The organism is Aporhodopirellula aestuarii, from assembly GCF_023701485.1.
Lineage (GTDB): Bacteria > Planctomycetota > Planctomycetia > Pirellulales > Pirellulaceae > Rhodopirellula > Rhodopirellula aestuarii.
In genome coordinates, this window is record NZ_JAMQBK010000029.1 from 81,605 (window position 1) to 105,485 (window position 23,881).

At 57.3% G+C, this 23,881-nt stretch carries 23 protein-coding genes; 14 read left to right on the forward strand and 9 right to left on the reverse strand.

Annotation, left to right across the window (positions count from 1 at the left end):
* Window positions 1–94: 94 nt before the first annotated feature.
* From NB063_RS10870 to NB063_RS10910, 9 genes are all read right to left on the reverse strand, one after another.
* On the reverse strand, window positions 95–3,103 hold the full coding sequence (locus tag NB063_RS10870; protein WP_250928757.1) for an AsmA-like C-terminal region-containing protein: 3,009 nt from the start codon (window positions 3,101–3,103) through the stop codon (window positions 95–97).
* Between the two features lie 550 nt (window positions 3,104–3,653).
* Complete coding sequence (locus tag NB063_RS10875; protein ID WP_250928758.1) at window positions 3,654–5,051, reverse strand: glycosyltransferase family 87 protein; 1,398 nt, start codon at window positions 5,049–5,051, stop codon at window positions 3,654–3,656.
* A gap of 202 nt (window positions 5,052–5,253) precedes the next feature.
* Window positions 5,254–6,864 (reverse strand): 2,3-bisphosphoglycerate-independent phosphoglycerate mutase, encoded by a 1,611-nt coding sequence (gene gpmI, locus NB063_RS10880; RefSeq protein WP_250928759.1) that lies wholly within the window; start codon window positions 6,862–6,864, stop codon window positions 5,254–5,256.
* Between the two features lie 253 nt (window positions 6,865–7,117).
* A complete protein-coding gene (locus NB063_RS10885; protein WP_250928760.1) occupies window positions 7,118–7,618 on the reverse strand; it encodes a Fur family transcriptional regulator in 501 nt (166 codons plus the stop codon).
* 263 nt (window positions 7,619–7,881) lie between these two features.
* A complete protein-coding gene (locus NB063_RS10890; protein WP_250928761.1) occupies window positions 7,882–9,345 on the reverse strand; it encodes a BON domain-containing protein in 1,464 nt (487 codons plus the stop codon).
* Between the two features lie 451 nt (window positions 9,346–9,796).
* The gene (locus NB063_RS10895) at window positions 9,797–10,390 is read right to left on the reverse strand and encodes an RNA polymerase sigma factor (RefSeq protein WP_250928762.1); all 594 of its coding nucleotides are present in this window, start codon (window positions 10,388–10,390) and stop codon (window positions 9,797–9,799) included.
* A 63-nt stretch (window positions 10,391–10,453) separates the two neighbouring features.
* Window positions 10,454–11,833: an A24 family peptidase gene (locus NB063_RS32450; RefSeq protein WP_322975116.1), complete on the reverse strand. Its 1,380-nt coding sequence runs from the start codon at window positions 11,831–11,833 to the stop codon at window positions 10,454–10,456.
* A gap of 289 nt (window positions 11,834–12,122) precedes the next feature.
* Complete coding sequence (locus NB063_RS10905) at window positions 12,123–12,926, reverse strand: ABC transporter ATP-binding protein (RefSeq protein ID WP_250928763.1); 804 nt, start codon at window positions 12,924–12,926, stop codon at window positions 12,123–12,125.
* A 5-nt stretch (window positions 12,927–12,931) separates the two neighbouring features.
* Window positions 12,932–14,545: an ABC transporter permease gene (locus NB063_RS10910; RefSeq protein ID WP_250928764.1), complete on the reverse strand. Its 1,614-nt coding sequence runs from the start codon at window positions 14,543–14,545 to the stop codon at window positions 12,932–12,934.
* A gap of 261 nt (window positions 14,546–14,806) precedes the next feature.
* On the opposite strand from NB063_RS10910, the gene NB063_RS10915 reads away from it, so the two are divergent.
* The 14 genes from NB063_RS10915 to rpsQ all read left to right on the forward strand — a co-directional run bounded on the left by NB063_RS10915 (window position 14,807) and on the right by rpsQ (window position 23,872).
* On the forward strand, window positions 14,807–15,580 hold the full coding sequence (locus NB063_RS10915; protein WP_250928765.1) for a (Fe-S)-binding protein: 774 nt from the start codon (window positions 14,807–14,809) through the stop codon (window positions 15,578–15,580).
* Between the two features lie 143 nt (window positions 15,581–15,723).
* Window positions 15,724–17,133 carry a lactate utilization protein B gene (locus NB063_RS10920; RefSeq protein ID WP_250928766.1) on the forward strand — a complete coding sequence of 470 codons (1,410 nt, stop codon included), beginning with the start codon at window positions 15,724–15,726 and terminating at the stop codon, window positions 17,131–17,133.
* Window positions 17,130–17,753, forward strand: a complete 624-nt coding sequence (locus tag NB063_RS10925; RefSeq protein ID WP_250928767.1) for a LutC/YkgG family protein — start codon at window positions 17,130–17,132, stop codon at window positions 17,751–17,753. Before NB063_RS10920 ends, NB063_RS10925 begins: the two co-directional genes overlap by 4 nt.
* 145 nt (window positions 17,754–17,898) lie before the next feature.
* Window positions 17,899–18,225 (forward strand): 30S ribosomal protein S10, encoded by a 327-nt coding sequence (gene rpsJ / locus NB063_RS10930; protein WP_083905006.1) that lies wholly within the window; start codon window positions 17,899–17,901, stop codon window positions 18,223–18,225.
* Between the two features lie 387 nt (window positions 18,226–18,612).
* Complete coding sequence (rplC, locus tag NB063_RS10935) at window positions 18,613–19,263, forward strand: 50S ribosomal protein L3 (RefSeq protein WP_250928896.1); 651 nt, start codon at window positions 18,613–18,615, stop codon at window positions 19,261–19,263.
* Window positions 19,264–19,274: 11 nt separating this feature from the next.
* Window positions 19,275–19,946, forward strand: coding sequence for a 50S ribosomal protein L4 (gene rplD, locus NB063_RS10940; protein WP_250928768.1), 672 nt, complete (start codon window positions 19,275–19,277; stop codon window positions 19,944–19,946).
* A gap of 54 nt (window positions 19,947–20,000) precedes the next feature.
* Complete coding sequence (gene rplW / locus NB063_RS10945; RefSeq protein ID WP_250928769.1) at window positions 20,001–20,324, forward strand: 50S ribosomal protein L23; 324 nt, start codon at window positions 20,001–20,003, stop codon at window positions 20,322–20,324.
* A gap of 110 nt (window positions 20,325–20,434) precedes the next feature.
* Complete coding sequence (rplB, locus tag NB063_RS10950) at window positions 20,435–21,295, forward strand: 50S ribosomal protein L2 (protein WP_250928770.1); 861 nt, start codon at window positions 20,435–20,437, stop codon at window positions 21,293–21,295.
* A gap of 29 nt (window positions 21,296–21,324) precedes the next feature.
* The gene (gene rpsS / locus NB063_RS10955; RefSeq protein WP_044257302.1) at window positions 21,325–21,594 is read left to right on the forward strand and encodes a 30S ribosomal protein S19; all 270 of its coding nucleotides are present in this window, start codon (window positions 21,325–21,327) and stop codon (window positions 21,592–21,594) included.
* Window positions 21,595–21,611: 17 nt separating this feature from the next.
* On the forward strand, window positions 21,612–21,971 hold the full coding sequence (gene rplV, locus NB063_RS10960) for a 50S ribosomal protein L22 (RefSeq protein WP_250928771.1): 360 nt from the start codon (window positions 21,612–21,614) through the stop codon (window positions 21,969–21,971).
* Between the two features lie 121 nt (window positions 21,972–22,092).
* Window positions 22,093–22,803, forward strand: a complete 711-nt coding sequence (gene rpsC, locus NB063_RS10965; protein ID WP_250928772.1) for a 30S ribosomal protein S3 — start codon at window positions 22,093–22,095, stop codon at window positions 22,801–22,803.
* Window positions 22,751–23,158 carry a 50S ribosomal protein L16 gene (gene rplP, locus NB063_RS10970; RefSeq protein ID WP_250928773.1) on the forward strand — a complete coding sequence of 136 codons (408 nt, stop codon included), beginning with the start codon at window positions 22,751–22,753 and terminating at the stop codon, window positions 23,156–23,158. Before rpsC ends, rplP begins: the two co-directional genes overlap by 53 nt.
* 66 nt (window positions 23,159–23,224) lie before the next feature.
* Window positions 23,225–23,431, forward strand: a complete 207-nt coding sequence (gene rpmC, locus NB063_RS10975) for a 50S ribosomal protein L29 (protein ID WP_250928774.1) — start codon at window positions 23,225–23,227, stop codon at window positions 23,429–23,431.
* An 84-nt stretch (window positions 23,432–23,515) separates the two neighbouring features.
* Window positions 23,516–23,872: a 30S ribosomal protein S17 gene (gene rpsQ / locus NB063_RS10980; protein ID WP_456061991.1), complete on the forward strand. Its 357-nt coding sequence runs from the start codon at window positions 23,516–23,518 to the stop codon at window positions 23,870–23,872.
* Window positions 23,873–23,881: the final 9 nt, after the last annotated feature.

A 23,881-nucleotide genomic window follows, 5' to 3' on the forward strand; every position in this document is an offset into this window, starting at 1 on the left:
GCTCAATCGACTGACGCGATGCAATGGATAGAATCGGAACAATCGGAACGCGAGGCAGAATTCAGTGGACTAGTTTGAATTGAGACTGTTCGTTTCAGTCGAGACCGTCCACGGCGCCCGCGGTGATGCCTGTCAGAATCAACCGTTGACCTTCGCGCAAGAGGAATCTCGCTGCTTCTTCGCGGAACGTTTGGACGGACTGAACACGCACGACGGGATCTTGAACCGTGCCGATGACGTGGACGACCAAAGTGCGATCACGAAGCAATTCAGAAATGTCCAGAATTGCCGAGGCTGGCAATAGTGAGCGGAGTGCGTACTGTTGTGCCAACTGCGCAAAGTTTGCGGCGATGTCGCGGTAGTCGCCGGTTGCGATCAACGCATTGAGATCCATCCGCCCACTGCGTATGAAAACTTTGCCGTCGGCCTGAACAAGCGCGGAATCCGAACCGACCCAGAATTCATCGAACGTGATCGCACCGCGGCCGATGAACCCCTTGGCTTCGCCGACATCGAATCGTTGGTTGACGAGTGACACCGGGCCGAGGAAGCGTGAAACACCGACCATTCCAGGAATCGCCGACCCTCGAGTTTGGCCGAGTGCGAACCGAAAACGTCCGTTTAAGTCATCGACGCTTTGGATGGATTTTCCGTTCAGCGTCAAATCTCCGGTGATCTCGCCCCGGGCAACAGAAGTGGATCGTCCGAGTTGCTGAGTCAGGCGAACGAAATCCACTCGTCGGGTATGCCACCGACTTTCCAAATCGACACCACCGCTGCCGCGGCGCGTGGATGCGAGCGAGAGTTCACCTTCGACCTCCCCGCCACCTTGGCTCGATCGGACCGAAGCGAAGCGAACCTTCCAGCTTTGCCGCAACACGTTTGCCTCCGCCGTCAAGCCGCTGTGTGCGTTGCCAAGCTGCATTCCGTAGATCACTAAATCGCGGCCATCGGCATTGCCGCGCACGCGAATGGAATCTTGATATCCCGCCACGGTCGCGGCAATGGACGCTCGCCCTTGGAAATCGCCCGCCGCGTCACCCAGAAACCACAGTCCGTGTTGAAGGTTGATGCGGCTTGCTGAAATGTGGAGGTCCGCGCGTGGACGCAACGTCGTGTGCTCGTCGAAGAGGTACACGCGTCCGTTGATGCGGGCACTCCCGTCGGCATAATCACCCGTTAGCGAAATGATTTGGAGGGCGTTGTTTCGCAGTCGGCTGTTTAGCCGCATGGACCGCGAAAGCAGACGTGACCGATAGGAAACACGCGAGAGTGCAAGTCGAATATCCGCCGAGGGAAGTGTTGCGTTCTTTCCGCCGATTGGGTTCCAGTCAACAATGTTCACTTCACCCGAAGCCGATCCGGTCAGATCGAGTCGTGTTCCGGTTGCGATTTCGTAAAGTCTATCCAGGGACACGTCATCGAACTTGAAGACGGTTGCGGCGAGTCGTAATGGTAAATCGGACCAGCGATCGTCGGCGAACATTTTGGCGGTCGTGGCGACTGTGATTTTGCCATCAAATAATCGACCGTTGGCGGTGAACGAGATGTCGCCGGTGTCAGCGGATGCCGATGCTCGCATGCTGCCAATGTTGGCTTCGCCGATCGTGACGTCCGATAGTGCCAGTTTCGCCTGTCCGCTGTGTTCGCTCGGTTGGTCAACGGCAGCGAGTGGTACCTGCCAGTCAACGTCGCCATCGAGAGTCGCCGAGACATTCAGTCGTCGTCCTGCGACAAACGTCTGCAGCCTTGGTTTGATTGCGGTGATGCTCAGATTCGCCCGTGCGATACCCGACTGAGAAAACGGAATGTTGGCGGAACCTGAAAGACTGCCGCTAAAGAGAGTTGCGTCCACCTGTTCGATGGTTAACGCTTCGTCGCTGAGCGAGTAGCGTGATTTTAATTCACCGATCCGAACCGATTTCGGCAAGTTCGTCAGGTCGCGTATGGGAGAGATGTTGAATTCGCTCGCGGTCAACTCGACATGGTGTTCGATCGTTCCCAAATCGACTCCGGCGACGTGAAGTTGCGGCGATGCAATTGCACCACGGATATTCCATTGTGATCGCTCGATTGTCTCAGCTAGTTTTCCGTTTCCGGTGATCTGAAAGTCGACCTTGCCGCGGACCAACGGGATGGCGTTAGCGTCGCTGCGTGGAACAAACCATTCGGCGACGGTTCCAACGGGGATGTCGTCGCCGAACAGTTCGACGGTGAATTCGCCTTGGGAGGAGAGTGGAAAGCTGGCATTGCCCAGTAAACGAATCGATTGGCCGGAGCGATCGTTCGCAATTGCGGTCAGTGAAAAATCATCGACAAGGAGTGTTTCGTCTTGGATGCGGACGCGCCGGAAATCAAAATCAGCGGCTGGAAGACTGGCCACGCGGAGTCCGCGTCCGCTCAGGTTGCCGTCCAATTGATAAGTTGCGATGTCACCTGCGGTGTTGAGCGGCACGCGAAATTTGACGTTTCCCGATAACGTTCCCTCACCGGGCAGTGTGTCTTGAGGCTGCCCCAAATACTTCGCTAGCAGATCAGCCAGCGGAGCAACCGCAAGATTGTTGATTGCGATTTCAGCGGTAACGTCCTCTCGCGGGACCAACTCAGCAGTCGCTCTGCCCTTGATGTAGCCAGGCGATTTCGTCGATTCATCTTGATCGATCACCAATGAGCTGAGGTTCTCAAGAGTCACCATTCCATCGCGATACGAGACGCTCGTGCTGAGGTCCTTCAAGAGCACACCATCGACGACGAGCGACGGGCTGGTCAAGGTTCCGTCAAACCGGTAGGCCGCTGCATCCCCCAACGACGTTACTGGGATTCCAACTTCGAACTGGACTGAGACCTTCCCCCGCAAGTTAACACCGATGTCAATGTCGATGGCGTCCAACCGGTCAGCCAGTTTCCCGACGTTGATATCTTCAAAGGACCAGTTTGTCGTCCAATACCGCGGTTGGGCATTGGCAGGTACCGCATTGGCAGGTACCGCATTCGGGTCGCGCGGTTGCTGAGCGGTCGAGACGGTAGGGAAACATGCCAGCAAACATGTCAGAAGCAAGTAACGCCCGATCGAAGCGGTCCCTTGCGAGTGGCATATCGGCATGAGAATGATTCCTAAACCTCGTGGTGGGTGTTCGCAGTTTGCGACTGACTCAGGTGAATCAACAAACTGCGAGGTGAGTCTTCGCGGGGGGGCCGGCTCGTGAAACTGAGCCAGTCGTTGCAAGACCTAGCGAGCACCGCGATTAGCGTACCGAATCCGCAATGATCGCTGCCAACCCGATTCGTGGGTTCCCAGGTGGTCTGGAATCTGCAAGTGCTGGATTCTTGCAGTCGCGGGTGGGTGCTGTACCTTCGTGAGCCGTGGACGTGGGGCTCCGTCGGTCTCGATGCACTCTCTGGAATAGGGAAAAGCAGTTGGCTTCAACCGAGGGACGTTGATTGTTTTAGTGCCTTTTTTAGCGGAACGGCGCAAGCCGTCCGGTCCCGAGTCACCGGACGGCTCGCGCCGTTCCGCTACGTTTGAAATCCTTCAGTTATACAATCGACGTCGCAAGGTTGACCGGCGGCAATGAGGATCCGTCTCCTGTTCCAACCCCGACCGATTGTGAAACATCTCGTTTTGACGAGATGAGACGCCGTCGGTTTCTAGGCTATGAAACTTGCGTGTTGGAGATTTTTTCGGTGGCGGGTTTGGTGGGCCAAGCGAGGACACAGATGACAAGCAATGCGACCGCGAGGCTGATTCCGCTGAGGCTGGTGAAGACCCGGGTCATCGTTTCAGACAGCTCAAAGCGATTGAGAAAGGTTCGCGTGGAGAGATAGTTCATCGCCGGCAACATCATCAGCGCGATCATCATCCATCGCACGCGGGGGCGGAGTTCTTGCCAAGCGGTTAATCGCATTCCGACTGCGCCCGCGATCGGCGCGGTCATCAGGAGCGAGTCATAGGACTGGTGATAGAGACTCACCAACAGGCCGAGCATCAATAACGTGCCGGTCCATCCGGCGAGGCCGTCATCGATTCCGATCTGCATCCGGCGATAGAGGACGAGCATGGGCAGCGCCAGCAGACCGAACATGACCATCAAGTGGGGCAGGTCACCGGGGTCATTGCCGGACCATTTGGCGATGATCGCGAACAGGTCTAATCGCGTCCACGAGTACAGGGGCGACTCGTCTTCCATCGAGCGATGAACTTCTTGGGTGTCGACGATTTGGTTAACGAGGATTGATACGCCTTCGTTGAGATTGCCACCGCCTTCGTTGTATGCGATCCAACCGAGAGGTACTGTGGCGGCGACGATACTCAGCACTGCACCGACGACCAACGCACGCACGTTACCGCGGGCGAGCATGAGAAAACCGAGCGGAAGAATGTAGGTTGGCTTCGCCGAAACGATCATCAGCATCCATCCTGAGGTGACCGGCCGGCGTTCCGCCCAGACCACGGCGAGGAAGGTTGCGAGTACCAACTGAAAGGTGAAGTAGCCGTTGAACAGAGTAATATGACCGCCGCGGGTGAAAATCATGACGGCGGCGATGGCGAGTACCACGTCCAAACGTCGACGATAGCCCGCAGCGTGCGCGGAGACAGCGGCGATCGCAAACAGCATCGCAACCTGCAAGAGCGTGTTGAGCATTTCGGCGAAATGCAGCGGCAGTATTGCGAGGGGCGCGTGCATCAACAGGATCACAGGCGAAAAGAACGGGATCTGCCTGGCGACCGGATACTTTGCCGCATACGCATCGCTGTACGGGCTCTCGCCGGCGAACACGGCGCGAGCCGGGAAGTAGATGCCGTTGTGAAAGTCACAGAGACCCTGCTTTTCCGGCGTGAAAGGACCGGGGACCTGGTAGTTTTTGACCGTCCGATATCCCGTCGCGCCTATTCCGATCACGAGCATCAATGCCGATACGATCGCGAGCATTCGATTGCCCACACGCCATCGTCCGTCGTTGACAGAATCACGCCCGGCATCGCAACCCAAAGACGCCGATGACGGGGCGTCTGCCTTGGTCATTTCGGTAGCGATATCGGCAGTGGGCATGAGGCGACGGAAGAAACGAGCGAGACGGCGCGCGGGCGTGTTGCCAAGGGACCGCGCCGCGCGGAATACTTCGTGGGACCGGGAGTCTCACGAAGTATAGCTCAGCAGTGGGGGATCGGCCCGGATCTTGCCCGCGAAATTTCGCCCGTTTACCGCCCGCGGTTTCGCACCAGCGGGTTATTTTGACGATTCGCCGCAGTCGCTACGAGATTTCGAGCAGTGATTCTCCCGTCATTTCGGATGGTTTTTCGATCCCAAACAGTGCCAGCACGGTTGGCGCGATGTCGGCGAGTCGGCCGCCGGTGCGGAGTGTTTTGCCTTTCGCTTCTGGGTCGACCACAATCAGCGGCACGGTGTAGGTCGTGTGCGCCGTGTGGGGACCGCCGGTTTCGGGATCAATCATTTGCTCGCAGTTACCGTGGTCGGCTGTCACCACCAAACTGCCTCGGGCCGCCAGCGTGGCGTCGACGATTCGGCCCACGCAGTTGTCGACTTTCTCGACGGCTTTGATTGCCGCCGCGAGGACACCGGTGTGTCCGACCATGTCACCGTTGGCGAAGTTGACGATATAGAGATCCTCTTCACCCTTCTTGAGTTGTTCGAGAACTTGTTCGGTGATCCCTTCGGCCGACATTTCGGGTTTTTGGTCGTAGGTCGAAACATCCCGCGGCGAGGGTGCCATGCCCCAGTCTTCGCCGCCGAAAGGCGCGTCTCGGTAGTCGTTGAAGAAGAATGTGACGTGCGGGTATTTTTCGGTTTCGGCGCAGCGGAATTGTTTCAGTCCCGCTGATGCGATCACTTCGCCGAGGATGTGTGGCATCTTAGGTGGTTTTTCGAAGATGACTTCGACGGGCAAGCCGGTTTCGTAACCGGTCATGGTGGCGAAGTACAGATCGGCGATCTTGCCACCACGATCAAATCCGCCGCCGGGGATGTCTTTCCAAGCGTCTTCATCGAACGTGAACGCTTTGGTGATTTCACGCGTTCGGTCACCGCGATAGTTCATGAAAATCACGGCATCGCCGGGAGCGATCACGACCGGCGATTTTCCTTCGGCAGCGATCGACGTCGCGACGATGAACTCGTCTCCGGTGCGGTTGGAGTCGGTCGGATTGTCGTAGTAATCCTGGATCGCTTCGGACGCCGTCGGCGCGGTTCGCTCGGCGCCTTTGGTGAGCATGTCGTAGGCCGCTTGGACGCGTTCCCAACGCAGGTCACGGTCCATCGCGTAGAAGCGACCGATTACCGAAGCGACCACGCCCACGCCGGCTTCCTGACATTTATCTTCGAGGCTTTTTACGAACCCGAGTCCGCCATGAGGCGAGGTATCGCGTCCGTCGGTGATCGCATGGATTGCCAATCGGTCGCCGGTCAGGCCGTTGCGTTTGGCCAGATCGATGATCGCCATCCCATGTTGCAGATCGCTGTGCACACGGCCATCGGACATTAAACCGAGTAAGTGGAGTCGTCCGCCTGACTTTTCGATGTGTTTGATCGCGCCCGTGACAACCGGGTTGGTGAAAAACGAATCGTCGCGGATCGCGCGGGTGATCCGCATGACTTCTTGGTCGACGATGCGTCCGGCGCCGATGTTCTGGTGTCCGACTTCACTGTTGCCCATCACGCCGTCGGGTAATCCCACGTCCTCGCCTGACGTCGCGATCAAGACCGACGGGTATTCGGCAGTGAGTTTTTCATCGACGGGTGTGTTGGCGAGATGGACGGCATTGCTGTCATTCCATTTCGGGTCGGGGTTTTTGCCCCAGCCATCACGGATGATCAGAACGACAGGGCGGCGGCGTAGTTGAGTCACGTCAGTACTCGAGTCAGCGGAAGAGGATCAAAAATGCGTAAATGCGAGGTAGCGATGGGCACCAGTGCTTCACTGCCAACACCATATCGACCGTCCGGCGACCCGAAAATCCCTGGGCGATTTGTCGCCATGACGCGAACCCGTGTGTGGGCCTGTACGGCTGTCAGCCGTGCCGGTGGGGTGGTCGGCGACGCGGGGCGGAGAGAATCGGCGGCGACCGTGTGTCGGCGCGGAATTACCGAACCGACCGGTTTTAGACGAGGTCCTGTTTGCGTTTTTTCCGCCGACTGCCCGCGCAATCGCGGCACACGCCTTGGACGATCAGCCGATGTCCGGTGACCCGAAAGCCGTGTTCGGAAGCGACCGCGTCGCGGATTTCGACTAACGATTCGCTGCGGAATTCGATCAATTTCCGGCAGCGGGTGCAGTACAGGTGATCATGTTGCGGGTAGCCGTAGTCGAGTTCGTACACGGTCCGGCCGTCGAGCTGAAAGCTGTTCAGCAGCCCGGCGTCAACGAATTCCCGCAGCGACCGATAGACGGTTGCTGAGCTGACGTAGTCCGGTTCCCCTTTGCGTGGCAATTTTTCGATCAGTTCGTCGGCGTCGAAGTGTTCGTGTTGGGAGAAGATCGTCTCGACCAAGAACTTCCGGGGCTTCGTTTGCCGCTGTCCGCGACTCTGCAGATACTCTTCGAATCGTTCCTGAGGCGACAGAGCGACTTCCAGGCGTTCGAGGGATTCGGCGCTTGACATGAAATAAATGACAGTTGGCGGATGGCTGACTGATCCGAGAATTCGGCTTTCGGCCTTCCAGCATAGCAATTTAGGCAAGAATTGTCCCTAGCAAACTGGCCGATCGGCCTGAGGCAACAATTCGCAGCCGTCTCCAAAACGCGACACAATTCTCGCCATCAACGGCTGGCTTTCCATGGGAAAACGAAAAAACGCGGTGTTTCGTTAAAAACACCGCGTTCGATGAACGTGCCCGCCAGAGGGGCTAGCTGCGACTCACAGGACTATTTGTCAGTGAAGTCGAGGAACCACCAACCGTCGTCCCATTCGAGGCTGACCTTACGCCATCCCAAAGGAACCTGTGGGTAGGGATAGAAGGGGCCGATGAACGGGAATGCCGAGGGGCTGTACTGTTGTGGGTACGACAGAGCGGCGTAGTTCGGGTGAGCGGCGTAGCCTGGCCAAGCGTAGTTGGGCAGGTTTGGCGAGTCGTACCGAGGAGCACCGACTGGAGCGGCAGGAGCCATCGGGACGGGTTGGCCCATCATCGGGGCTCCGCCAGCAACGACCTGTCCGTCGATCGGTCCGCTGTGGTTGACGATGCTGCCGGGGACAACCATTTCGCCGTTGATCATTTGCTGACCACCGTAGGATGCTTGTCGGGCTTGCATGTGTTGCGGCATCGGCTGCAAACCACGGCTCGGTTGCGACATGGCAGGAGCCATGGTTGGCATCGAGGCACGATGACCGACCGGACGAGCAGCGATCGAGCCGCGGCGTGGTTCGGTGACTTCGATCATGTTTTTCACACCCCGGGCACCCGGAGCGTGTTGTGCGACCATCTCGATGAATTCGCGTTGTTGGTTCGAAGCGGCTTTGCCCTTCAGTTCGATCACGCCGTTGTAGGCGTTGACGTCGACACCGAAGTTCTTCAGGTGACCTTCGGCTTGAGCCCGACCGATCGCACGAACGACGGCCGAGGTGAGTTGTTCGTCGTTCATCGCAGGACGAACTTGCGGGGCCGTCATTTCGGGGGCCATCATTTCTGGGGCCATCGGTTCAGGAGCTTCAACCGCGTTCACCACAGGTTGTGGCAATGGAGCGGGAACGTCCATCGCATCGCCCTCATAGGCGGCGGTCGGCAGGACGATGCCCGGCACGACTTCTTGAGCGGTGTGAGTCGGCTCAGGTTGCGGTACGATTTCTTCGACAGGCGTGAGGTTCACGTTCGGAACGGCCTTAGCCAATTCCACGTTCGGAACTGCCTGAGCCAATTTCACATTCGGAACTGCCTGAGCCAACTTCACGGTCGAGACCGCTGGGGCAGGCTCGGCGGCTTCATCGGCGAGAGCACCAGCGAAATCGAATCCGCTCTCTTCGTTTGCGGACTGCTCGGGAGCAATCGCCATCGCAGCCGATTTCGGCTTGTAGATTTTTGCAGGTTTGCTGGTCAAGATTTCTTGCGGTGCGACTTCGAGTTCATCGACGATGTCGCGGACGCCTTCGATGCCTTCCGAAGTTGCCAGAACGATGGCACGTTGTTGGTCACCCGAGACTTTGCCTCGGAAGAGTACAACACCTTCGTCGACTTTCATGTCGAGTGAGAAACCTTTTAAGTCACCAGCGTCACGGCTCACCTTGAGTCGTTCGATGATTGACTGTGCGATTTCGCGGTCGCCTCCAAACGCCTGAGCAGGGCCCAGGGTGGCAACGGCAGCCATCGCCAGTCCAAAATATTTGCGTCGCATTGAAATGCCTCCCTACGGCCCTATATGTGGTTTTCGCACTGCGATGTTTCCTCAAGTACGCCAAACGGCGCGGCGGAATCGCTGTAATCGCCTGTTGATTCAAACGGTGCTATGGACTGTTTCGGTTGTGAGGGGGCATTCCCGGCAGGTTTTTTCCGATTTTGTCGGTAAAACTACGCAAACACCCATCAACCGGCAGAGAAGAACCGCGAACCTTGGCCTCCGGGACCGATCGGGACGGTCACCCGCGAGCCACATCGTGGGCAGCAACCTTTGTACTGCGTTCGCTCGTCGTCACGGTAAATCCGCCCATAGGTGCGGCAGCAACGAAACTGAATCCCCAGAAAAGGGCGGATCTGGCGGCCAGATTCAGGGTTGCTGGAGGGTGCTGGGTCGCTCGAGGCGTCAAAGAATTCACCTGGCCGTGAATTTTCTCTTGAGTGCATGAGGTTCAGTCCTCGCCATCAGTCGCATCGTCCGGGGAAACATCGGATTGGAGTTCTTCGATGGAGATCCGCAGCTGTTTGCGGGCACGATTGAGCCGGCTGCGAACGGTACCAATTGATAATTCCAATATCTCAGAGATTTCCTCGTAGGATGCATCGTTCATTTCCCGCAAGACCAGAATTCCGCGATGTTGCTCACTGAGCCGGCCCATGGCGGTTTGGACGAGGCTGATTTGGTCCTGCCGGATCATGCCGGCATCGACCGATTCTCCCCGATCGACCACGTCATTGCCGATGTCCTCTCGTTGTTGGTCGAGCGAAATTTTGGCGCGTTTTCGTCGTTTGCGCGACAGCGCGATGTTGAAGGCGACGCGGTACAGCCAGGTGAAAAATTGGCTGTTTTGTTGGAAGGTGTCGAGCTTGAGGAATGCACGGATGAATGCTTCCTGCGTCACCTCCTCCGCGTCATGAATCGAACCGGTGACTTGCGTCATCGCGCTAAAGAGCCGGTCTTGGTGTTCGAGGACCAGCGACTCGAACGCTTGCTCTTCGCCCGCCAAGGCTCGGCGAATCAGTTCGACTTCGTCGCTCTCGGTCAATTCGTTGCTCAGAACCTAAGAAATGATTTTTCAATGGGACGCGGTGAACCGGTCGAGAGTTCATCAGGGCGAGCCCGAGTTTAATTCATCGGTAGGATTATCGGTTTGAAAATCATCGTTTTGAAAACTTGACCGATCCGGTTGCCGTCGTTCGCGGAGCCACAGCGGGATCAAGAGCGTGGCGAGAGCGAATCCCAATAACACGCTGCGTGGCGCCTGTTCACTCGGCCACCAGCCAGACAGAGAAAGGGATCGCCAAAACAGGATCTGCAACAACAACGCTACCGGTAGGCATAGCGAGAATCGCCCCAGTGCGTCGGTGTGAGCCTCGACGAATCCGGTCGCCGCACGTGTCTTTGCGGGAACATCAGTTGACGATATCGCCAATTCAGATTCATCGTTATCCAGCGGTCGTGGAACGTTCGCCCGGCGCGACAGGATTCGGCCGAGCAGCCACGCCAGCACCGATGCGGCGATCAACACACCGCTCGTCGCCTGCCATCCGACGAGAATCGAAACCACCGCGATCAACAGCACCAAATCGAGGAATCTCGCCGTTTGATCACCGAGCGGATCGAGTTTGAGGTCCGCCCGCGGGCAGAATGATTTGGCCAGCACGCGAGCGTAAAAGCCCGCGGCCACCAATGCCGTGAGCACCCGCAGGAGCGATTGGACCAACGTGGCCGGATCAAACCGGCCACCTCCGGCGAACGTCCAGTCGCGTGGCGGCCATTGCAACGGAACCGATAATTGCCACGGCACGATCGCCGTCGATGGCACGATCAGCATCCCGCCGATAAGCCAAATTGCCGCAAAGGTGATCAGGCGTCCTGGAATCCGATTGCGGTCGTATCGGATCAATCCCATCGACCACGCGATCGCGAATCCGACGAGATGATAGAGACCGATCACGAGCTGCCCCGGTTCAACCAGCGGCGAGGCCATTGCGAGTTGAAATCCGGTGGATCGGTAGGGCAAATTCCATCCGTAGATTTCTGCCGTGCCGACGAGGGCGAACGTCAACGCTACCAAAGCTTCGACGATCGGATAGCGAGGTGAAATCGGTAGGCGACAATCGCGGCAACGGCCGCCCAGCCACAACCATCCGAATACCGGCACGTTGTCGCGCGCACGCAGCGTATTGCGGCATCTCGGGCAGAACGAATGACCGTTGACGCTCAATCCCTGCGGCATTCGCCACACGACCACGTTCAAGAAACTCCCCACGCTGGCTCCGCAGATCAGGAAGAACGTGAACACGACGACGTCGTTGATTCGCGGCAGCAGCGTTTGGGCGAACGAACCGTGCCAATGCCCTGTGGATTGCAGATGGCCGTTTGCGACCGCCCAAGCGGCAGCGAACGCATAGACCGCCGCCACGGCGATGTATCCGATCAGCACTAAGAACGCGATCGAGCGATAGGGGCGACGCTGGCGGGACAATTTAGGTGGATTCCCTCAATGCGGTTCACACAGGAGATGGGGATGCGACGGGCCGCGATTCATTACCGGTGTCATCTCGCACCGCTGGCGGAACGCATCTTGAACAAGGGTCCGCTGACGAGCGATCGATAGCAAGATCTGATGCGACCAATCCGAACCATTTGCCTTGAGAAGGCCCGCATGAACGCTCCACTTTATCGCCGCGGCTGCCCGGTGGCGATGACAGGGCGTCTATGGCAGAGCCGGCGACGGCAGAATCAGGCTCGTCCGTGACGGCAAAGGGGAATCGCTAGGCTGCGCTGACAGCCCGGGATGGTGCAGGCGACTGGTCGCTCGTGCGAGCCGATGGCGACGTTGCCGCGTCTTGTGACGGTTCGTTTGTAAACCGGTCCACCAGCAATCCGTCCTGCATGCGGTAACAACGATCGGCTCGTTCGGCGATCGTGTCATCATGAGTGATCATCACGACGGTCAGACCGTCTTCGGTGTTGAGTTGGCGAAGCAGCTGCAGGATCGATTCGCCCGTTTCGGTGTCGAGGTTGCCGGTCGGTTCATCGGCAAGCAGCAGTTTCGGTTCGCTCATCAACGACCGAGCGATCGCGACGCGTTGCATTTCGCCGCCGGACATTTCGGACGGTTTGTGTGTTTTGCGGTCCAGCAATCCGACCCGATCGAGCATCGCTTCGGCGCGTGCGGTGAGCGATTTGCGTTGACGGAAATACCCCAGCACGCTGCGTGAGATCATGGCCGGCGCGAGCACGTTCTCGAGTGCCGAAAGTTCCGGCAGCAAGTGATAGAACTGAAAGATGATGCCGATCTCGCGGTTGCGATACTGATCGCGTCCGCGTCGGGGCAAGTTGTCGACGCGTTGTCCGTCAAACCAAACCTCGCCTTCATCGGGTTGATCAAGCGTCGCGAGCAAGTGCATCAAGGTGCTCTTGCCGCTACCGCTGCGTCCCACCAATGCTGACATTTCGCCACGCGCGAAGGCCACATCCACGCCACGCAGAACGGGCAATTCGATGTGGTTTTTGTAATAGCTCTTGCGAATCCCGCGGGCTTGCAGGATCGGATTCGTGAGGGTGCTGCTCATGGGGACTACTCGAATCGGAGGGCGGTGACGGGGTGCATGCGGGCCGCACGCATGGCGGGCAGCACCGAGGCGGCAGTCGCGATCGCAACCGCTCCCGCCATCACCCACGCGAGTGTGAACGGGTTCAGGATGGTGGGGATTTCGGTGAAGTAATAAACGGTCGGGTCAAAGACTTCTTGGCCCGTGATGCGTTCGATCACGCCGGCGATTTCGTTGATGTTGTCGACGAAGAGGATACCGCCGAGCAGACCCACGCCGCTGCCGACGATGCCGAGCAACAATCCGTAGCTGAGGAAGATGCTCATCACCCCGCTGCCGCTCGCGCCAAGGGCTTTGAGGGTGCCGATGTCACGAGTCTTTTCCACGACGATCATGAAGAACGTCGCCAAAATCCCGAAGCCGGCAACCGCGATGATCAGGAACAACAGAATGTTGAGGATCGTCGTTTCCAAACGCACCGCCGCGAGCAGGGGACCCTGCATGTCACGCCAAGTTTGAATGCTGTAGGCGAACGTGTCCGGAGGGAATCTTTTTCGCAGGGCGTCACGCACCGCGTTGAGGTCGGCTCCCTCGACCAGTTTGAGCTGGATCGTGGTGACGCTTTTGACGCCCGAGATCGGATCGATCATCCCGCGGAACTCTTGCAGTTGGTCGAGCCGAACGAACGCAAACGTGCTGTCGTACTCGCTCATTCCCGATTCGTAGAGATCGACAACGGTGAATTTTTGATTGAGGACTTTGGGGTTTTCCGAGGCACTCGGGAACATCATCCGGACGTCGTCGCCGGGACGGCAGTAGTAGTGGTCGCGGACGTTGCCCGCATCGTCACGCAATTTGTTGCTGCATGTCGAGATCCCCAGGATGATACCGGGATATTGTTCGGTGGCCGGGTCGAAGATTGCGGCCACTCCACCGGTCTCGCCGCCGTTCATTTCCGGTGGCAGGAGCGGACCGAGTAATGGGCCTGCCGATGCGAGGTCTTCCGCCGCGTTGTCTTCGATCAAACCGTCTTGCGAAGTCGCGGAGGTTGCTGTCGGTCGTCCGCTGCTGAGTTTCTCGACTTCGCGGTTCATCGCTTCGACGCGGGCCCTTTCTTCGGAAAGTGCGCGTTCGTAAGCGACTCGTGCCTTGCGATAGTGCCAGCCCGAAGCGGGGAAGTTTTCGCGGTTTTCGGCGAAACCAGACTCTCTCAGGTTGAAGTCGACCTGTTTCTGGTTCTCCGGGTGAATTAAATACCGTCCGAAATGGCTGACGGTGTCATAGGTCGCCGCGTCGATGCCGACGAGGTTAACATGGCGTGTGATCAGTTGACCATTGAAATCGATGCCCAGCATGCTGGGGACGTGAACGCTGACGGAGGCCCCCTCGATGTCGTCACCGACGACGCGTCGGATTTCGGCCAAATGGGCGTCCGGATCGGGCATCCCGCCGCTGGCGTGACATTCGATGAGAATATCAGAGGCGAGACCGTGCAGGCGTTCATGCATTTCGGCGGAAAAACCGGCCATCACGCTGTTGACCACGATCAACGTCGCGACGCCAAGGGTTACGCTGATAATCGACGCCAACGCGATATATCGGGTGCGCAAATAGCGAAAACAAAGTAGCAGGCGGTACATCCGTGTCCCTTGATACGACGATAGTCAGCTCGGCAAAGGCCCACATTTTCGGGCTTTGGCGGAGTCTACGCGTGAGGCGTCGGTTGCAACAACGTCAATATCTGTTCATGATCGGATGTGAAATGTATACACTTTGAATGGTTTCTCGAGCCGTCGACACAGTCCATCACGTATTATGGGCAAATGACATCTCGCCCCCGGAATCGGCCGCGAACGTCTTATGTACCGCCACTAACTAGTCTAGCCAACGCTAATTGCCCAATGAACGTCGCTCTGTTTGTACCCTGCTACATCGACCAATTCTTTCCTGACGTCGCGATCTCAACCCTTGAATTGCTCGAATCCCAGGGGGTTTCGGTCTCGTTTCCCGAGTTCCAGACGTGTTGTGGCCAGCCGATGGCGAACACCGGTTGCAACGCCGATGCGGCTCCAGTGGCTCGGAAATTTGTCGAGATGTTCTCCGGCTTCGACGCCGTGGTATGCCCCTCGGGCAGTTGCACATCGATGATTCGCAATCACTACCAGGAATACTTCGCCGCTGATGACGAGCGGTTTAATCAGCTGCGGGATTCCACCTTCGAATTGTGCGAATTTCTCGTCGATCGATTGGGCATTCGAAAGATTGAGGGGAGTTTCCCACATCGGGTGAGTATTCATTCGAGCTGCCACGGATTGCGGGAATTGCGCCTCGGCCCGAGCAGTGAACAGATGGTCCCGCGTGAGAATAAATTACGGATCCTGTTGGAGTCGCTCGAGGGAGTCGAAATAGAATCCATCCGTCGGCAAGACGAATGCTGTGGTTTCGGCGGAACCTTTGCGGTTACTGAACGAGAGACCAGCGTTGCGATGGGGGTGGACCGCGTCCAAGACCATGTCGAATCGGGCAGCGAGGTGATGATCGGCGGTGACATGAGTTGCTTAATGCACATGCAGGGGCTAATCAGTCGCCGCGAAATGCCGATGCGAGTCATGCACATCGCCGAAGTGCTCGCCGGTCGACCGCTGCCGAGTTCACCAGCGGTCTCAGCCCGTTAGCTCGGGGCACGGACGAGGCGTTCGAACGCAGTTCGTCCGGTCAGTGGCTATTCGAAATCAATCCGGGTGCACGCTCTCGATGCGTGCAGCCAGACTTACTCCTTCAATTCATCCTGTTTTTAATCAACCAGCGATAAAGCTTCATGTCCATCGCACTGCCGATCGTCGATCACCCTCAGGCGGCCAAGGATTTCGTCAACAACGTGCCGCGGTCGCATTGGCATGACGATTCCCTGTGGTTTGTTCGTAGCAAACGAGACCGCCAAGCCCAGTCGCTGCCCGAGTGGGAGTATTTGCGAGAGACCGCGTCGGCGATCAAGCGGCACACGATCGCCAATTTGGCGGACTATCTGCAGGAGTTCGAGGCCAATGCAACCCGGATGGGGGCCGTCGTTCACTGGGCCGCCGATGCCGCCGAGCACAATGAAATCGTGCTCGGGTTGCTGCGTAGAAACGAGACTCACCGGATCATCAAAAGCAAGTCCATGCTGACCGAGGAGTGTGGCCTCAACGAATACCTGATCGAAAACGGGATCGACGTGGTCGACACCGATCTGGGCGAGCGGATCGTGCAATTGCGTGGCGAAACGCCTAGCCATATCGTGTTGCCCGCGATTCATATCAAGAAGGAAGAAGTCGGTGAAACGTTTCACCAGCACCTCGGGACTCGCAAAGGAGAGGCTGACCCGCAGGTGCTCACCGAGGCGGCACGCGGTCACCTCCGGGGTAAATTCCTCGACGGAGAGGTCGGGATCACCGGCGTGAACTTCGCGATTGCCGAAACGGGGGGGATCGTTGTCTGCACCAACGAAGGCAATGCCGATTTGGGGGTTTCGCTGCCACGAATCCATATCGCGTGCATGGGGATCGAGAAATTACTGCCCCGGTTCGAGAACCTCGCCGTCTTCACGCGGTTGCTCGCCCGCAGTGCGACTGGCCAGCCGATCACCAGTTACACGTCGCACTTTCACGGGCCGCGTGACGCCGACAGCGAATTGCATATCGTGTTGGTTGATAACGGCCGGACGCGAATCCGTGACAGCGACACGTTCCGTGACTCGCTCAATTGCATCCGCTGCGGTGCCTGCATGAACACGTGCCCGGTGTATCGGCGCAGCGGTGGGCACAGCTATCGGGCGACGGTACCGGGGCCGATCGGCAGTGTTTTGGGTCCGAGCAAAGACATGAAGGCGCACAAGAGCCTGCCGTATGCGTGTAGCTTGTGCGGATCATGTACCGATGTCTGCCCGGTGAAAATCCCGTTGCACCACCAATTGCTCGCCTGGCGAAAAGTGCTCGTTGGTCAGCGGTTGTTGGCGTGGAATAAGCGGGTGGGGATGAAGGCGGCGTCTTGGCTGTTTAGACATCCTCGCGTGTTTGCCGCTGCTGGCTATTCGGCCCGGATGGCATTGCGGTACCTGCCGAAGTCTCTGACGCACAACCGGCTCAACGAGTGGGCCATCGACCGCGACCTGCCTGATCCTCCCAAGCAGAGTTTCCGGGCATGGTATGCGCAAAACCGAAAGAACACCCAAGCGGAGCAGTCTGAATGATCGCAGAAGCGAACGACAAAGAACCGAGCGGCAGCAAGCAGGTCATTCTCGACCGTCTGCGAGGCCGCGTGGTCGAATCGCCGGGGTTGCCCGAGCTCGACCCCGACCGATTGATCCGATACCCCGATCGCGTCTCGCAGTTTTGTGAAACGCTCAAGTTCGTAGGTGGTGAGAGTCACTTCGTCGACTCGCCCGCTCAAATTCGCGAGATATTGGAGGGCATTGAAGTGTTCTCCGCCGCCGATCGGATCGCGTCGACATTCCCTGAGGCGGTCGAGCCGACGGTTGATTTATCGCAGGTGAGTGATCCTCATTTGCTATCAACTCTCGATTGGACGATCGTCAAGGGCGAGTTTGGGGTGGCTGAGAATGGGGCGATTTGGGTCGACGGTCGCACGTTGCCGCACCGGGTGATGATTTTTATCGCCCAGTACCTCGCCCTCGTGGTTTCCAGGAGCGAGATCGTCGACAACATGCATGAGGCGTATGCGCGGATTGGGGCGCCTAGTCCGGGGTTCGGTGTTTTCGTGTCTGGTCCCAGCAAAACCGCCGATATCGAGCAATCACTCGTGCTCGGGGCGCACGGTTGTCGCAAGTTGCAAGTCTTTTTGCTGCCTTGAACCGCTGTTTTCAGCAATATTTTTTCATCAAATGTTCAAAAGCCGTTGACGCTTTCGCGACTCGCCCCTACATTCTCGCCTCCCCACACCAAATGGTTTGCGATGTGGGATCCCTGTCCGTCGTCATTGAAGTTAGGTTTCGATCGTGTCAACTGGTGCCAGCGAAGTAATCCGCATTCGTATGGAAGCATACGACCATGCTGTTCTGGATCAGAGTGCCCGCGATATCGTTGACACTGTCAAGGCGACCGCGAGTATTGTTCATGGTCCGATTCCATTGCCGACCCGCATTGAGCGGTACACGGTTTTGTCGAGTCCGTTTGTGAACAAGAAAGCACGGCAGCAATTTGAGATCCGGACGCACAAGCGTTTGGTTGATATCGTCCAGGCTTCGGCCAAGACCATTGAAGCGTTGAATAAACTCAGTCTGCCGGCTGGGGTCGACATCAAGATTAAGGCGTCCGCCCGCTGATCTGGTCCTCGTGACAACGACGCCGCGTTCGGTTGAGCTTTGTCTCTCCCGGGTGTCCGAGCCGTCTTGTTGCCAGTTTGCCTGCTCTTAACCGAGTGGGTGTTGTTTAGCCGGTCCTCTTCCGCTGCTGTTCAGTGGTGAGAGTTCGTTTGAGTCAGGCTTGTCGCTAATCGTTGGCGGCGGGTTCGTTCGTTACTTTTTGCAGTCACGGTTTTCCGTATGGTCGGAAGCTGCGGCGATACCTCTTGGGTTGCTCTTGCTAAATGAGCTGGCTCAAGCGAATCGTCGAGCAGTCCCGGAACTCCTAACGAAATCGCAGGTAGCTCGCCGCTTAAACGGCGGGCAGGAATTGTTATGTTACCATCTATTTTAGGCCGAAAAGTGGGGATGACGCAGGTCTTCCTCGAGGACGGCACTGCTGTCCCGGTCACTGTCGTGCAGGCCGGTCCCTGTCATGTTTTGCAGGTTCGCAGCGTCGAGCGAGACGGCTATGAAGCGGTTCAGTTAGGATTCGAGGACAAGCCTCGCCGTTTGGCGTCGCGAAGTGAGCGTGGTCAAGTGGCCGCGATCGAAAGCAAGCGGTCCAAGGCTCGGGCTGCAGCAGGCGTTGAGTTATCCGCCAAGGCTGATTGTGAGCCCCAGCGATTTGTTCGCGAGTTTCGCGGACCCGCCAGCGTGAGTGTTGGCGACGCGTTGACCGTTGAGCAGTTTGCTGATGTCGCCAAGGTCGATGTCACGGGCACGAGCAAGGGTCGCGGTTTCTCTGGTGTCATGAAGCGACATAACTTCGCCGGCCAGCGTGCCACGCACGGTGTTAAGAAATGTCACCGTCACGCCGGTGGTACTGGTATGAGTGCCTACCCGAGTCGCACATTCAAAGGTAAGCGAATGGCGGGTCAGTATGGCAACTCCCGCGTGACGACCCGTAACCTGCAAGTGGTTAGCGTCGACGTCGAAAATAATCTGCTGCTCCTGCGTGGAGCTGTTCCCGGCCCTAATGGCGGGTTCGTTTCTATCCGTCAAACCAACAAAGTCTGAGGGCGGAGATAATGGCAACTATTCCAGTTCTGAATGCGTCCGGCCAAGAGGTCGGCACTTACGAGATCGATACTGCTGAGATTGCGGATCGCGTCAGTAAGCAATTGCTTCACGATGTTGTCGTGATGTACCAGGCCAACAAGCGTCAGGGTTCGCACAACACGCGTACTCGCGGCCAGGTGAGCGGTCACAAGAAAAAGATGTATCGCCAGAAAGGTACGGGTAACGCTCGTGCTGGTGGTAAGCGAACGAACGTTCGTCGTGGTGGTGGTGTTGCACGAACCGTTAAGCCGCGTGACTATAGCTACCGTCACCCGAAGAAGGCGATCAAGCTGGCGACCCGCATGGCGATCCGTTCGCGAATCGATGACGGCGAAGTGGTGTTGATCGATGGCTTTGGTATCGAGTCGCCCAAGACGAGCCAGATGGCCAGCGTTCTTCGCAGTCTCGGCCTCGAAGGCGTGACGACCTTGATCGCAACCTCGGAAGATGATTCGGCTGTTTACAAGAGTGGCCGTAATATCTCCGGTGTGTGTGTCGAGCCTGTTCGTCAGCTCAATGCGTTGTCGGTTTTGACGCCTAAGAAGGTGTTGTTCACGACGGCGGCTTTGGACAAGATTAAGGATGGCACCTTCGCAAGTGCTTCGTCAGCCGATGCCAGTAAAGAGGAGGCCGTCGCCTAGTCGGGTTTGAGTGAGTTAAAGCTCTATGCCTCAGATCTCTAGTCGGAATTAATTATGTCAGCTATCAAACCTCCACAGCCAGCCGAACGGACTATTAAGCTCGAGCCTCACCAGGTTCTGCTTCGCCCGCTCGTTACTGAGAAGGGTGTTCACCGCGCTTCGCGTAACAATCAATACGCGTTCCAGATTCATCGCGATGCGACCAAGCTTGACGTGCGAGCAGCCGTCGAGTCGTTGTTTGACGTCAAGGTCACCGCCGTGCGAACGCAGACGCGTAAGGGCAAGTTTCGTCGTTTCCGAAACAAGATGGGTCGCACCGCCGACTGGAAGAAGGCGATCGTGCAGTTGCACGAAGATCACCGCATCGACTTCTTCTAGCCGATGCAATGGTCCTGGCTGGTGGCTGTGAGAACAGTCGCGGCACGGGGTCGAGAAATTTGACACAGAGTACCACTTAAAACTTAAAACTCCGATCTCAGTACTGTCTCATGGGCATTCGAATCTACAAGCCGACCAGCGCCGGTCGACGCAACGCGTCGGTTAGCGACTTCAAGGACTTGACGAAAGGCTACAAGCCTGAGCGTTCCTTGTTGCGTCCGAAGAAGAAGACGGGCGGTCGAAATAACCAAGGTAAGATCACGTCGCGGCACCGTGGCGGCGGTCACAAGCAAATGTACCGCGTCATCGACTTCCGCCGTCTGAAAGACGGAGTGGTTGGAGTGGTTGAGTCGGTTCAGTATGACCCCAATCGTTCGGCTCGAATCGCATTGGTTAAGTACGCTGATGGCGAAAAAGTCTATGTGATCGCACCGCAAGGCCTGAAGGCCGGTGATCGCTTGGAGAACGGCCCGGACGCGTCGCCGAACATCGGCAACTGTCTGCCGCTGAAGAACATCCCGTTGGGTACTTCGGTTTGCTGTATCGAAATGCGGGCTGGTCGCGGTGCAGTGATGTGCCGCTCGGCCGGGACGCAGGCGACTCTGCAGGCACGTGAAGCCGATTGGGCACAGTTGATGTTGCCAAGCGGTGAAGTCCGTCGTGTGCCGAGTGCATGCCGTGCAACGGTTGGTCAGGTCGGAAACAACGATCACATGAACGTCCGCCTGGGTAAGGCCGGTCGGGCACGTTGGCTCGGACGTCGTCCGCACGTCCGTGGTACCGCGATGAACCCGATCGATCACCCGCACGGTGGTGGTGAAGGTCGTACCAAGGGCGGTCGCCATCCGGTGAGTCCGCAAGGTAAGAGTGCCAAGGGCGGAGCAACGCGTCAGAAGCGTAAGCCGAGCAACTCGTCGATCGTTCGCCGGCGTAAGAGTCGTCGTTATGGTCAATTGAAACTTCACAAGTAGGCCGACCAGCAAGCGTCTGAGAATCAATCATGAGTCGAAGCAGTAAAAAGGGTCCTTTCGTAGACCCGAAGTTATTTTTCAAGGTCCAAAAGGCGGCCGAGGCCGGTTCGAGTGAGCCGATCAAGACCTGGTCCCGCGCCTGCACGATCGTGCCTGAGTTCGTCAATGTGACCTTCATGGTTCACAACGGACGTCAGCACGTGAAGGTGTTGGTTACCGAAGACATGGTCGGTCACAAGCTCGGCGAGTTCTCACCGACGCGGACTTTCCGCGGTCACGGTGGCAAAGGCAAGCGATAAGGTAGGAATCGGTAAACATGTCACAATTCAACGCATATCACAAAAACGCCCGCATCAGCGCACAGAAAGTGCGTTTGGTGGCCAATATGGTCCGTGGCATGTATGCCGACGAGGCGCTCGATACTCTCAAGTATCAGCCGCAACGTGGGGCTCGCATGCTCGAGAAGGTCATCAAAAGCGCAGTCGGAAACGCTCAAGATCCCGATCAGAACAATGGTCGCGGTTTCAAGATTGAAGAGTTGGTCCTTACCGACGTTCGTGTCGATGGTGGGCCGATGTTCAAGCGAATCCGTCCTCGTGCCCGCGGCATGGCGTTCATGGTCAAGAAACGCTCCAGTCACATCCGCGTCGGATTGACCCACATCGACGAAATATAAGAACGGAATCGCGGCTAAGGGTTTTGGACGCAGAAAGCTCCAAGGTCCGCGGTCGGCTCCGTTAACGACAAACGCACAACATTTATTCAGTCCTAAGTCCTTAGCCCACAGAACTTTCACCATGGGTCAAAAAGTCAACCCGATCGCATTTCGAACCGGCGTCACACGCGGTTGGAGCAGTCGTTGGTACGCGTCCAAGCAGGACTACGCGGCTTTGCTGGTCGAAGACAAGAAGATTCGTGATTTCATCACGAAGCACCCCCAGAAAACACAATACAAAGCAGCGGGTATCGATCGGATCGAGATCGAACGCACCCGTGACGAAGTCCGCGTGATGATGTTCGTCGCTCGCCCCGGTTTGATCATCGGCAAGAAGGGTCAAGAAATTGAGATCCTGCAAGCTGAACTTCAGAACCTGGTCGGTCGCCGTATCAATCTGAAGGTGGAAGAAGTCGGCCGTCCTGAGTTGCAAGCTCAACTCGTCGCCGAAGACATTGCTCAACAACTGGCGAAGCGATCAAGTTTCCGCCGGACGATGAAACGCTCCCTGGAGCAGACGATGGACGCTGGTGCCAAGGGCATCAAAATCCAGATGGCGGGTCGGCTCGGTGGAGCGGAAATGGCTCGTCGTGAGAAACAAAGCGCCGGATCAATTCCGCTGAGCACACTGCAGGCAATGATTGATTACGGTTTCACTGAAGCGATGACGCCACAGGGGCACATCGGGATTCAGGTTTGGATTAACCAAGGTACTTACGGAGACGACAACGATGGCGTTGATGCCCAAACGGGTCAAGCATCGAAAAAGCCAAAGAGGTCGTATAAAAGGTAACGCGACTCGCGGCAATACGGTCGTTTTTGGCGATTTCGGAATTCAGTCCCTGGACGCCGGATGGATCAAAGCTACAACGATCGAAGCCGGCCGGATCGCAGCCCAGCAATACGTTCGCGGCGAAGGCAAGCTCTACATTCGAATCTTCCCAGACAAGTCAGTGACCAGCACTCCGCTGGAAACTCGGATGGGTAAGGGGAAAGGTGAGCCTGACTTCTGGGCCGCGGTCGTCAAGCCGGGAACCATTTTGTACGAACTCAGCGGTGTGACCGAACAGCAAGCAAAAGTTTGTTTCGCTCGTTTGGCCAGCAAGATGCCAGTCAAGGTTCGGTTTGTCTCCCGGCGTTCAGCCTAGGTGGCGGACGAGCCGGTGGCACGACCTAACCCATAAACTCATTCCCTTTTTTCGTTTGTTGAACCGATGACATCATTGACTGAACTTCACGAAATGAGCGATGAGCAGCTCGATGCGACTGCGAAAGAAGCGGCGGAGACCTTGTTTCGGCTGCGTTTTCAATCGCAGTCCGAGCGGCTCAACACGCCAAGCGAGATTCGCAAGAACCGACGCTTGATCGCTCGGATCAAAACGATCCAAACACAACGAGAGCGTGCCACGCAGTCCGCGTAGCACCTGTCGGAACGAACTAGTAACCCATTGAGGCCGTGATCGGCCTCACCTGTAATACCCTCCCAATGAATTGTCCGAAACGTCATGCCTAAACGCGTGTTAGCCGGAGTCGTCACCAGCGACAAGATGAACAAGACGCGACGCGTCGAAATCAATCGCGTGGTCAAGCATCCGAAGTACAAGAAATACCTCCGTCGCCGTACGGTCTGTCACGTCCATGACGAAGACAACCAATCGGGCGTGGGTGATCGCGTCGAGATCATCGAATCTGAGCCGCTCAGCAAGCTCAAGCGGTGGCGATTGGTTCGTGTTCTTGAGAAGAGCACCGCCGTCGACGTGGTGGCACTGCGTGCTGCTCGTAAAGAAGCGATGAACGCCGCCGAAAGTGAAACGATTGAAGCCGCCCACGCGGGTGATGGTTCCTCGGATAACGCGTCGTAGGTGGTATGG